We start from the raw sequence: 12591 nt of genomic DNA on the forward strand, positions 1-12591 counted from the left end.
CCCAGCAGCGAGCGGCCCATGATCTCCGCCAATGGCGCGTATTCGAGGTTGGTCAGGCCGGCACCGAGCTCGGACTCAGGCAGAAACAGATTCCACAGGCCTTCAGCCTTGGCCTTGAGTTTGAGTTCTTCCATGATCGCCGTCGGCTGCCAGCGATCGCCTTCGGCGACCTGGCGCTCGAACACGGCTTCGGCGGGATAGACGTAGGTGTCCATGAACGCTGTTACGCGCTCACGCAGTTCCTGAACCTTGGGCGAATAAGCGAAATCCATGAGCGAGATACCTTCTTGGGGGAGGTTGTTTTAAGTCATGTATCGATGCTAGAACAGCGTTGATAATTTACCTAGCCTATTCTCGGCGTGTATAAACATTCATCACCGATATATGATCGGCTGATCTTCACGGTCAGTCCGCCAACACAATAAGAGAGCCGCGTAATGAATCTGAGCAAGGTCGACCTCAACCTTTTCATCGTCTTCGACGCGATCTACACCGAAGCCAACCTGACCCGTGCCGGGCAGATCGTCGGCATTACCCAACCGGCGGTGTCGAACGCACTGGCGCGGTTGCGCGAGACCTTCAATGACCCGCTGTTCGTGCGCACCGCCCAGGGCATGGTGCCCACGCCGATGGCGCAGAACATCATCGGGCCGGTGCGCAACGCCCTGTCGCTGCTGCGCATCTCCGTACAGGAAAGCCGCATTTTCAACCCGCAACAGGCGAACAAGACCTACCGCATCAGCATGACCGACCTCACCGAAGCGGTGATCCTGCCACCGCTGTTCCAGCGCCTGCGTCGCCTGGCACCAACGGTGATCATCGAAAGCTTCCTGTCCAAACGCCGGGAAACCACCAAGGAACTGGCGGCCGGTCGTCTTGATTTCGCGGTGGACGCTCCACTGAACACCGACCCCCAGGTACGCCACGTCAAGTTGATGGAAGATCACTACGTCTGCGCCATGCGCAAGGGCCACCCACTGGCTGGCAAGGAAAAACTGACGCTCGATGAGTATCTGGGCCTGACCCATATCCATATCTCCAGCCGTCGCAGCGGCCTGGGCTATGTCGACCTGGCCCTCGGCAAAATGGGCATCCAGCGCAAAATCGCCCTGCGCTCGCAACATTACCTGATGGCATCACAGGTGATGCAGCAGACCGACATGGTCATGACGGTGCCGGAACGCTTCGCCCGACGTAACGATCTGCAGGCCTTCAACTTGCCGGTCAACGGTGTACCGCCAGTGGAAACCCACCTCTATTGGCACGAAAGCACCGACCAGGACCCGGCCAACCGCTGGATGCGCGAGCAGATGATCGAGTTGTGCCAGCAGGTGACGGCGCAGGAGAAAAAGCTTGAAAAAGTGTAGGGCTTGATACCTAGGTGCCTCATCGCGAGCAGGCTCGCTCCTACATTCGATTTTCATTGAACACAATTCTCGTGCTCAACACAGATCCCCCTGTAGGAGCGAGCCTGCTCGCGATGGGGCCAGCAAGGACAGTGAAAAAACCTGCCCCTTGACGTAAACGTCAACCTGCCATTAGCTTAGCGCCATGACCTTTTGCGAGCGCCTCCATGAGCAGCCAGACCTACAGCATTTCCGATCTCGCCCGTGAGCTCGATATCACCACCCGCGCCATTCGCTTTTATGAAGAGCAAGGCCTGCTCAGTCCCGAGCGCCGTGGCCAGGAACGCATTTATTCGCCCCGTGACAAGGTCAGCCTGAAACTGATCCTGCGGGGCAAGCGTATCGGTTTCTCGCTGGCCGAATGCCGCGAACTGATCGAGCTCTACGACCCGTCCAGCGGTAACACCAAGCAATTGCACAGCATGCTGGCGAAAATCAGCGAGCGTCGGGAACAGCTGGAGCAGCAATTACTGGACATCGAACAGATGAAGCTGGAGCTTGATACCGCCGAAGAACGCTGCGTGCAGGCGTTGGAGCAAACCCTCAAAAGCCAGGAATCGATTCAATAACCCGCCACAATTCCCTGTGGGAGCGGGCTTGCCCGCGATAAGGGCATGACATTAAACATTGATGCTGACTGATCTTCCGTCATCGCGGGCAAGCCCGCTCCCACAGGATCGTTGTAGCCTCAAAACAAATACAACAGGTCGAATCCCCATGTCCCTTCCCTCCAACGTACGCCTGGTCGAAGTCGGCCCCCGCGACGGTCTGCAAAACGAAGCCCAACCCATCAGCGTCGCCGACAAGGTGCAACTGGTCGACGCCCTCACGGCTGCAGGCCTGGGCTATATAGAAGTCGGCAGTTTCGTTTCACCCAAGTGGGTGCCACAGATGGCCGGTTCCGCTGAGGTTTTCGCCCGGATCCAGCGCAAGCCCGGCGTTACCTACGGCGCCCTCGCGCCCAACCTGCGCGGTTTTGAAGACGCCATGGCCAGCGGAGTGAAGGAAGTCGCGGTGTTCGCGGCAGCCTCCGAAGCGTTTTCCCAACGCAACATAAATTGCTCGATCAGCGAAAGCCTGGAGCGTTTCGTGCCGATCATGGAGGCGGCCAGGCAACACGGCGTGACCGTGCGCGGATACGTGTCCTGCGTGCTGGGCTGCCCCTATGAAGGCCACGTGGCGCCCGAGCAGGTCGCTTTGGTAGCCCGCGAGCTCTACGCCATGGGCTGCTATGAAGTATCGCTGGGCGACACCATCGGCACCGGCACCGCTGGCGCGACTCGCCGAATGTTCGAAGTGGTGTCGGCCGATGTGCCAAGGGACAGACTGGCCGGGCATTTCCACGACACTTACGGCCAGGCCATGGCCAACATATACGCCAGCCTGCTGGAAGGCATCTCGGTGTTCGACAGCTCCATCGCCGGTCTCGGTGGCTGCCCGTATGCCAAGGGCGCCAGCGGTAACGTCGCTACCGAGGATGTGGTGTACCTGCTCAATGGCTTGGGTATCGAAACCGGAATTGACCTGGACGCGTTGATCCTGGCCGGCCAGCAGATTTGCTCTGTGCTTGGGCGCCCTACAGGTTCGCGAGTGGCCAAAGCTCGCAGCGCACAATGAGTGGGGGGAATGTGTCCGGGTGTTACCGCAACAGCTGAAGCGTGGGCACATTCGAGTAACACGGAAACAAAATGTAGGGATCAGCCTGAAGCGAAAAACCTTACATAAAACTCAAACTATTGATTTTAAAGGGTTTTCAAAAGTTGGCACGGCTCCTGCTATCTCTATCGCATAACAAGAATAAAAAAATTGCGGCAACCCTAATAAAAACAAGACGTAACGACTCTGACATAACAAAAACAACACGGCAGAGACGCAGCTAACAGATTTTTTTGGAGAAGATGTGCTTTTCAGGGTGCTTTTCGGAGTAACCCGCAACCGGGCAGAGAAAAATAAAACTACCTTCAGGTAGCTCCCGAACTGGTTGGATCGCTTGGCGAGAAAGTAGATCAGCGCTCAAAAAAATACGTTTGCTCTTGATCCCGGATGGGGATCGCCAAAAACAGCGGTAAAGGGCAACGGTTGCCAAAAACAAAAACAGACCGCCCCTCAATAATAAAAAAAGAGCACGCGCAACGAAATTAAAGGGGAGCTTCGGCTCCCCTTTGTGCTTTTCAGCACAATGCAACCTTGTCTGAAGCACCGGCAAAACACGCCCGGGCTCACTTTGAACAATCCATCACTTGAATCTTTATTGCCTAGTCGCGATTCCTGACCCCTTTGGCGCGCGTTAATGCGTCGCGTGTCAACTGGCGCAGCAGTTCGTCGCGTTGGTAACCCAGCTTGTTGAGAAGTTCGTTGGAGCGCGTTTGCGAGATGGGCTCAGTGCTCAATATCTCGGCTTGGGTAACACCAAGATCACTCAGTTCCAGGGCCAGCGTCTCCAGACGGCTCTTGAGTTGCGCGTTGCTTTCAGGCGCCTGATGCTGTGCGTTTATCCAATCGTCATGAGCCGACAGCAAATCATCAAGCGATTCGTACTGTTGGTCATAACGTTCACTGTAAGCCTGTAATTGAGTGCTGTACTGTTCCTTCAAACAGTTTTCCCAGTAGGGTTCAAGCAACATCTTGTTGACCAGGCCGTCACCCTCCCCCATGGCCAGCACCGTCTCTTGGGCAGCAGCAATCTGGGCTTGGGTGACCAACGCCTGTCGGCGGTATGTCATGTGCTCGGATAACCAGGGCAAATCCAGAGCGTCTGCGAGCCGGGTGTGATAGGCGAGATAGATTTCTACCTCAAGCAAACCTCGTCTTTCAGGCACGCCATCGACCATCTGCCCTCTGAAGTGCTGCCCCAACCCGCCTTCTGCAACCGGCTTGATGCGGTGGGCAATATCGCCCTTGATGACTTCGTCGAGATGTTTACGACGCGCTGCGCCTTTGGCCAACACCGCCTGCTTGAGCTCCCGTTGCTCGGGCAGGAAGTATCGATTGTGCTCCGACGCCAGCACCTCGATCCCCATATCATTGAAGATTCCCGCGCCCCCATCCGCACACAGCCCTGGAAAGCTCGCGTTCTTGAACAATCGATCGCGTAACACATCATCATAGGAAACGGCTTCGAGCATGCGCCAGACGCGACGAGTAAGGTCGTCCCGATTGTCCTCATAAGCCTCTTGGTCTTCGATCGTCTCGAAATGCTCGGATTCCTCCAGCTGCTTGATCACCTCGAAAAAACCTTGGGAGCCATGCTCACGTTCAACGCTATCCCAGAGTTCCTGGAGTTCTGGCTGTTCGGCGACGTCGACCTCCTCCAGCCAGAAACTGCTGTCCCCCTTGGGCTCGTAAGTGCGTTCAGGGTCCAGCCCGACTGATTCCCTGTAGTCTGCAAAACGCGCCTGATCATCGAACTCGAGCTTTTTACGATCGAGCCTGGTGCGAGCAATGGTTTCTGCTTTGGCGGAGCCCGGTGCAACTTCGGGTATGTGTTTGATCGCGGTGTTGTTCAATTCCAACCGGAATGACTGATCACGGGGACTGGCAAAGAGGCCGACCGGCCAGTCTTGTACACTGGTGCCACTGAGGTCGAGTTCTCGCAGATCCGGCATCTGGCTGATGTCCGGCACAGCCGTCAACTGCGGGTTGCCGTTGAGGCGCAACTCCCGTAAACGCCGCAATTCTCTGAGCTGAGCCACGTCTTGCGCAGACAGTGCAATTTGGTTTGAGGAAAGATCCAGATGTTGCAGGTTACGCAGTTTTGCGACGGCATCGGGCACCCGTTCGAGTTCATTGCCCGCCAAACCGAGCGCCTCGAGTTTGGGAAACAACTCCAGAAAAGCGTTGTGAGCCTGATTGAAATTGCGACCCGACAGATTCAGGCTGGTCACCTTACGGAAGTTAGCCGTCAACTGCGGAAACTCCAGCAACAGTAAATCCATCTCAACATTCGGCACCTGCAGCCTGACACCGAATCGCCGATAACCGGTTTCGTCCCTGAACACTCTGGACGGCGACTCCCAGGCCTTGAGCAGTTCGGCGCAAAACCGGCGACGCGTTTCAGGCCAGAAACCGCTGTCCCGGAATGATCTTTCCCACCCGTTCAATTGGCTTGCCAACTGCAGCTTCTCCTGTTCGAGCATTTCCAGGGTGATTGACGTATCGGTGCTCAAGGCCTGCACGACCGCGTTCAATTCCTCAGGGCTATGACCCGGATACAGCGCCCGCAGTCGTTGCTCCCTGACCCGGTCCTGATGCCATTTACTGATTTTGCTGTAGACCGGTCCCTTGAGTAAGCTGGCGTCCTCCAGGTCTGGCGTGATGCGCACAGGGGGTTCAGCCAGAGCGATTCGACGCTCAGTGGGCGGCAGCAACTTTTCCATCAGCCATTGTTTGAGCCGCGGCCCCTGGCCCGGACGCAAGCCCAACTGAGCCCTTTCTTGTGCCGGCAGCGCATATAAAATCGCCTCAAAAAAATCAGTGGCGTCCCGCAGCTTGCGACCTTGCGCATCACAGACTTCGTAAAGGCCGTTCTCGTCGCGCACCAAATGCTTGAGTGTGGAAGCCTTTTCAGCCCCCACGCTGTTGCGCAAAGGTCCATCCCAGGTGCCGGAGTGAATTTCGATTCGCAAATCAGCCAATGCATCGCTGTAGACGGCGAGCGCCCTGAGGTTCAGCTTTTCGGTTTCTGGCGTGAACAACGCATCCTGATAAAAGCCTTCGTAAGCACGGACGGCACGGGCTTCAAATTCGAGTTCGCGAGCGAGGTTCTTCAGCCGCAACGGCATCCGGCCTTCGTTGGCCATCACCGCTTGCTCGGTCGCGTCGGCACGCGCCAGCACTTGCTCGACGACGCTGCGCGGAAGGTTCGGAAACTCACGTTGCACAAGCCGGGAATTCGTATTGCCAGGTCGCTCGCGAAAACGATAGATATTATTGAACACACTGCCTCGCCTCCCCTCAACGTGATCAGCCAGTTGATTGCGCAGTTGTTGCACCTGTTGGTCCCGGGAGAACTCCCCTCCCAGCAGCGCCCTCAGTTCGCCCTCTTGGAGAAAATTCACCACGCGTTCCGGCAACTGTCCATTCATGACATCGGCCAGGCTGATCCTGAGGGTATTGTCCGCATTGGCATCGGCTTTTCCGTATTTGTGCGAGGGTCCGTTCAGGTCGGATTGTTGAAAGACCTCCAACGCTCTGTCACTCGGCCATCCGTCAAAATCGGTCACCAACTGTGCAAACCAGTTAGACGAAGGATCCATGGGTTGCCCCGCGCGAATCCGAGCTTTGGTCAGATCGATGTCTTCCAGCACCTTGTAGCGTTTGATGGTGTCTTCCAGCAGAGGCGGCGCGGGCTCATTCCGGGTGTAGATCCTGCGCAATTCACCTTCATCGGTGCCGCTGATGGCACGAATGTCCGCTAGCTCGCTGTCGCTGAATGGCGCAACCGTTGGCCCGAGTCGCCGCATCAGGGTTTGCTCATCCCAGGACCTGGGCTTTTCGCCCTCGATGACCAGTGCACCGTTTGCGTTATGCCTGACGACCGGTTGATAAGCCTCGGCTCGATCAGGGTGCTGCAATCGGTAGTGTCCTGTCTGGGGCTCATCCTTGAGTTCAAAATGCTTGCCATCGAGGGGCAGGATTTTCTTGTTTTGGTGACGATGCATCCCCAATTCGTCCGGTGTGGAATTTTCCGGCAGCGCCAGGTTGCGCTGGGTATAGGGATCCAGATCTGGATACCACAACTTTTTACCTTTCGGCGACTCGACAACAATGGCCTGTTCGATGACAGGCGAAAGCTTGGGGAGGATCAATTTCCCGATCTCTGCTCCCGCGGCAAACATCCCCAGTTGAACGACACTTTCCACCACCCCGACCAAATGTTCGGCGGCCTCGGTGCCCAGTCCCAGCGCCAGGTCCATGACGCCTTCGATGATGTCGCTGGTCAGTTGATAGGCGGTATACGCCATCATCAACTCGCCTAGAAACGGCACAAACGGCGTTACCACCAGCAGCGCCACATTGAGCGCCTGGGAAGCTAACTTTTCCAGGTTGTCCCACCAGTCCCAGCGTGCCATCCGGTCAGCGTAGGCCGTGGATATCGCAATTTCGCGGGCGTCGTTGAGAACCCGGTTGATCGACATCCGATAGAGGTATGGCCAGACATTGCCATCAAAGCGATTTTCGGTGTCGGCCTCGAACGGGTGAAATTTATATTCCAGATTAGGCTGAGCGATGTCCTCTTCGCGCCAGGCAGGCTGCCCCTCACCCGGTTGCACTTCATGCCATTTAATCCCGCGCAGGCGATAATTGAGCAGTGCGAGAAAATGTCCTCGCTGCTTGTGCGGAACAAATTGAGTGAAGAAATGTTGATAACTTTCAGCCCGGGCAGGTTGCTGTATGGCGGAGGTCACGCTGAGCGCAGTGCCTTGCCGTCCAGGTGCAGGTTTGTCGCGAAACTGGCGAATCAACTCGCCGGTAAAGTCTGCTCCCGATGGGTACATTTTCAGTGGATGTTCGGGATCATGGGGAACGTAGGCAATGACAGGATCAAGATGGTTTGAGGAACGATCTGTGGCGCTAATGACGACAATCTGGCTCAGCACTACGCCGAGCATTTCCAGGTTGTAAGTGCTTATTCTCTTGCCAGCCCAATACACATTGCGCTGTTCGTTGATGATGCCCATGACCACCGCGTGGGCACTCTCATCAATGTCCCGTTTCATCAACGCGAGGTGCGCCGCAGTGCTCATTGCGGCTTTTTGACTTTTGATGATTTTCCGTTGAAGTATTCGCTCACCCAAGCCATCCAGAGGAAGTAACAAACTTCTGAGATATCGACTGTGCCTGGCGCCAATATCCAGATTTCGGCAAAGTTCCACAAACTGCGCAATCCCCATCGCCCCAAGCGTCGCGCCCTTTACATCAAAATGACCACGGGCGTCGGGAGAAGTGATGAACATCGAATCAGAATGAAAAACTTCGGAACTTGCGAAGTTATGCAGTGCCGCATCCAACAAGGAAACTGTACGAATCTTGAAGCCGTGGACGATGTGTCCTTTGCGCCAATAAAGACGTACAAACGTCTGTTCGACGTCTTCTTCAATACCGTATCTGGATTTCAACCTGGCTTGGAGTAATCGTTTACCGAATGCATAGACACTCTCTTGGCTGGTGACGATTTCATCGATAGCGTTTTGTGAATCCCAGCTTTCTTTCAGAGCGCTGGCCACTGCCTGATGCTGGTCCGTTGATGCAGACTTGTACCATTGCGGAATCTCCAATCGGGCGTGTTTCAGAGCGCCGATTCTGTGCAGAGGGCTGCGCACCAACCACTCCGGCAGACTGTTTTCTATAAAGTCTATATGAATGCTCTTGTCGCCAATTACTTCGGGCTTTTCTTGCCAATTGCCCACGTCAGCCAATGTTTGTGTCATCGTATTTCCGCCTTGAATAAAATACCCAGGCAGAAAAACTACGCGCCTTCACGGCGCTAAAAAAGACTAAAAAACTGCAAGCACCCGAAGAAACAACCTCGAACAAAAACCATTAATCGAATGTGAAATATATATAGTTACCACCCTCTCGAAAACCACGGACTTGAAACCCGAAACGTCATCGGCAAACGGCACCGATGACGTTTCCAGCACTATTTGATGCGCCCGGTTTCAAGGAATGGCCAATTCCTCAATGCTGATTTCGCGCATGCGGAATTTCTGGACTTTGCCGGTCACGGTCATTGGGAATTCGTCGACAAACTTGAAATACCGCGGGGTCTTGAAATGCGCGATGCGCGTCTTGCACCAGTCTTTCAGCTCTTCTTCGGTAGCGCTGTGCCCGGGGTGGAATTTGACCCAGGCGACTATCTCCTCGCCATAACGGGAACAAGGGATACCGATGACCTGCACGTCGGCGATAGCCGGATGAGTGAAGAAAAATTCCTCCAGCTCTCGCGGATAAATGTTCTCGCCGCCGCGGATTATCATGTCCTTGTTACGTCCGGCGATGCACACGTAACCTTCGTCATTCATGCTCGCCAGATCGCCGGTGTGCATCCAGCCCGCCTGATCGATGGCTTCAGCGGTGCCTTGCGGATTGTTCCAATAGCCCAGCATCACGCTGTAGCCACGGGTGCACAACTCGCCAATGGTGCCGCGCGGAACCAGGTTGCCTGCTTCGTCGATAATCTTGCTTTCCAGCTGCGGTTGAGTGCGGCCGACGGTAGTGACGCGCAGTTCCAGGTCATCTGCAGGGCCGGTCTGCAACGACACCGGGCTGGTTTCCGTCATGCCGTAGGCAATCTGCACTTCGTTCATGTGCATGTCACTGATGACCCGGCGCATGACTTCGATCGGGCACGTCGCCCCGGCCATGATCCCGGTTCGCAGGCTCGACAGGTCGAACTCGGCACGCTGCGGCTGATCGAGCATGGCGATGAACATGGTCGGCACGCCGTAAAGCGCCGTGGCTTTTTCATCCGCGACGGTGCGCAGCGTCAACAGCGGATCAAACGCATCGTTGGGGTAGATCATCGTGCTGCCATGGGTGATGCAGCCGAGATTGCCCATGACCATGCCGAAGCAGTGATACAACGGCACCGGGATCACCAGGCGATCCGCGGCGCTCAGGCCCAGGCTCTCGCCGACCATGTAACCGTTGTTGAGAATGTTGTAGTGACTGAGAGTCGCACCCTTGGGAAAACCCGTCGTGCCAGAGGTGTACTGGATGTTGACCGCCTGATCGAAATGCAGGCTGTCCTGGCGCTCGCGCAGTTGCTCGGCCGACACACTGCCCGCCAGATCAGCCAGTTGCGACCACGGCAGGAAACCGCTGGGCGGCTGAGCATCCAGACTGATCACGCCGCGCAGCTCCGGCAGTTTTTCACAGCTGAGCTTACCGATGGATTGTTCAGCCAGTTCCGGCACCAGACCTTGCAACATCGCGTGGTAGTCGGAGGTCTTGAACGCGCCGGCACACACCAGCCATTGGCAGCCTGATTGCTTTAATACGTATTCGAGTTCGGAACTGCGATAGGCAGGATTGATGTTGACCAGGATCACGCCGATTTTCGCCGTGGCGATCTGCGTGATGCACCATTGTGCGCAGTTCGGCGCCCAGATGCCGAGGCGGTCACCGGCCTTCAGCCCCAATGCCAGCAATGCCCTGGCGTGCAGGTCCGCGGCGTCCGCCAGTTGTCGCCAGGTGTAGCGCAACTGTTGATGGCGCACGACCAGCGCCTCCCCGGCCGGGTACTGCGCGACCGTATCATCGAACGCCTGGCCGATGGTCATCGCCAGCAAGGCTTTGTCCTGGGAACCACGAGTGTAACTGCGTTGCGGGCTTACATTGGGTTGATCCATGACGACCCCTATTGTCTTTATTGTAGGAGCGAGGCTCATGCGGCGAAGGAGCTTGCTCCCGTTCGGCTGCGCAGCAGTCGTGAAATCTGCAACCCGGTGCTATCTGGCACACCTTGCCTGCCGATTTGCGACCGCTTGGCGCCCGAGCGGGAGCAAGCTCCCTCGCCACGGAAAAGCGACGCCGGTCTTTTCAGAACTGCCTCTACTCTCGCTCAAGTTGACGTTAACGTAAAGGGTGATTGACAGCCTTTCGTCACAGGCTTACGTTAACGTAAAGGTGAGAACCAAATGACAGTCTCATCAACCGACAAAAAAGCCAAAAGGTGACCCATGAGCTACCCATCCCTGAACTTCGCCCTCGGTGAAACCATCGACATGCTGCGCGATCAGGTTCAGTCCTTCGTCGCCAAGGAGATCGCCCCGCGCGCCGCTCAGATCGACATCGACAACCTGTTCCCCGCGGACCTGTGGCGCAAATTCGGCGACATGGGCCTGCTGGGCATTACCGTCCCGGAAGAGTACGGCGGTGCGGGACTGGGTTACCTGGCCCATGTGGTCGCCATGGAAGAAATCAGCCGTGGCTCGGCTTCGGTGGCCCTGTCTTATGGCGCCCACTCCAACCTGTGCGTCAACCAGATCAACCGCAACGGTAACCACGAACAGAAATCCAAATACCTGCCGAAGCTGATCAGTGGCGAGCATATCGGCGCCCTGGCCATGAGCGAGCCGAACGCCGGTTCCGATGTGGTCTCGATGAAACTGCGTGCCGACAAACGCGGTGACAAGTACGTGCTCAACGGCAGCAAGACCTGGATCACCAACGGCCCGGACGCCAACACCTACGTGATCTACGCCAAGACCGACCTGGAAAAAGGCCCTCACGGCATCACCGCGTTCATCGTCGAGCGCGACTGGAAAGGCTTCAGCCGCAGCAACAAGTTCGACAAGCTCGGCATGCGTGGTTCGAACACTTGCGAGCTGTTCTTCGATGACGTCGAAGTGCCGCAAGAAAACATCCTCGGCGTACTCAATGGCGGCGTGAAGGTGCTGATGAGCGGCCTCGACTACGAGCGCGTGGTGCTCTCGGGTGGCCCGACCGGGATCATGCAGGCGTGTATGGACCTGATCGTGCCGTACATCCATGACCGCAAGCAGTTCGGTCAAAGCATCGGCGAGTTCCAGCTGATCCAGGGCAAGGTTGCCGACATGTACACCCAGCTCAACGCCAGCCGCGCCTACCTTTATGCGGTAGCACAAGCTTGCGAGCGCGGCGAAACCACGCGCAAGGACGCCGCCGGCGTGATCCTCTACAGCGCCGAGCGTGCTACGCAAATGGCCCTCGACGCGATCCAGATTCTCGGCGGCAACGGTTACATCAACGAATTCCCCGCCGGTCGTCTATTGCGTGACGCCAAGCTGTACGAAATCGGCGCGGGCACCAGTGAGATCCGTCGCATGCTGATCGGTCGCGAACTGTTCAACGAAACCCGCTAAACGGAGCTGTCCATGGCTATCCTGCATACCCAGCTCAACCCCCGTTCAGCGGAGTTCGCGACCAACAGCGCAGCGATGCTCAAACAGGTCGACGCACTGCACACCCTGCTCGCCCAAGTCGCGCAAGGTGGCGGTCCGAAAGCGCAAGAACGCCACACCTCGCGGGGCAAACTGCTGCCTCGCGAGCGCATCAATCGCCTGCTCGATCCGGGTTCGCCGTTTCTTGAAATCAGCCAACTGGCGGCTTACGAGGTGTATGGCGAAGACGTTCCCGCCGCTGGCGTGATTGCCGGGATCGGCCGTGTGGAGGGCGTCGAATGCATGATCGTCGCCAACGA

Annotated in this window: 8 protein-coding genes; 5 read left to right on the forward strand and 3 right to left on the reverse strand. The window is 56.7% G+C overall.

Going from position 1 to position 12591, the window contains the following annotated elements:
* On the reverse strand, positions 1 to 272 hold a 272-nt coding region (locus D8V06_RS11815), incomplete at its 3' end, for an acyl-CoA dehydrogenase family protein (protein ID WP_177434412.1).
* A gap of 165 nt (positions 273 to 437) precedes the next feature.
* On the opposite strand from D8V06_RS11815, the gene D8V06_RS11820 reads away from it, so the two are divergent.
* The 3 genes from D8V06_RS11820 (at position 438) to D8V06_RS11835 (ending at position 3023) form a co-directional block, all read left to right on the forward strand.
* A complete protein-coding gene (locus tag D8V06_RS11820) occupies positions 438 to 1367 on the forward strand; it encodes a LysR family transcriptional regulator (RefSeq protein ID WP_056854645.1) in 930 nt (309 codons plus the stop codon).
* Positions 1368 to 1573: 206 nt separating this feature from the next.
* Positions 1574 to 1975: a MerR family DNA-binding transcriptional regulator gene (locus D8V06_RS11825; RefSeq protein WP_007980992.1), complete on the forward strand. Its 402-nt coding sequence runs from the start codon at positions 1574 to 1576 to the stop codon at positions 1973 to 1975.
* A 148-nt stretch (positions 1976 to 2123) separates the two neighbouring features.
* Complete coding sequence (locus D8V06_RS11835; RefSeq protein ID WP_056854646.1) at positions 2124 to 3023, forward strand: hydroxymethylglutaryl-CoA lyase; 900 nt, start codon at positions 2124 to 2126, stop codon at positions 3021 to 3023.
* Between the two features lie 638 nt (positions 3024 to 3661).
* Here the strand turns inward: D8V06_RS11835 and D8V06_RS11845 are convergent.
* On the reverse strand, positions 3662 to 8836 hold the full coding sequence (locus D8V06_RS11845) for a DUF6543 domain-containing protein (protein ID WP_130931011.1): 5175 nt from the start codon (positions 8834 to 8836) through the stop codon (positions 3662 to 3664).
* A 231-nt stretch (positions 8837 to 9067) separates the two neighbouring features.
* Positions 9068 to 10759 carry an AMP-binding protein gene (locus D8V06_RS11850; protein ID WP_130931012.1) on the reverse strand — a complete coding sequence of 564 codons (1692 nt, stop codon included), beginning with the start codon at positions 10757 to 10759 and terminating at the stop codon, positions 9068 to 9070.
* Between the two features lie 330 nt (positions 10760 to 11089).
* Here D8V06_RS11850 and D8V06_RS11855 point away from each other — a divergent pair, with 330 nt between their 5' ends.
* Positions 11090 to 12253, forward strand: a complete 1164-nt coding sequence (locus tag D8V06_RS11855) for an isovaleryl-CoA dehydrogenase (RefSeq protein WP_046815544.1) — start codon at positions 11090 to 11092, stop codon at positions 12251 to 12253.
* A 12-nt stretch (positions 12254 to 12265) separates the two neighbouring features.
* Positions 12266 to 12591, forward strand: a 326-nt coding sequence (locus tag D8V06_RS11860; RefSeq protein ID WP_277751295.1) for a carboxyl transferase domain-containing protein, incomplete at its 3' end; no start/stop codon positions are given.

Origin of the sequence: Pseudomonas sp. Sample_24 (assembly GCF_004307605.1) — a bacterium.
In the GTDB taxonomy this organism is placed as follows: Bacteria; Pseudomonadota; Gammaproteobacteria; order Pseudomonadales; family Pseudomonadaceae; genus Aquipseudomonas.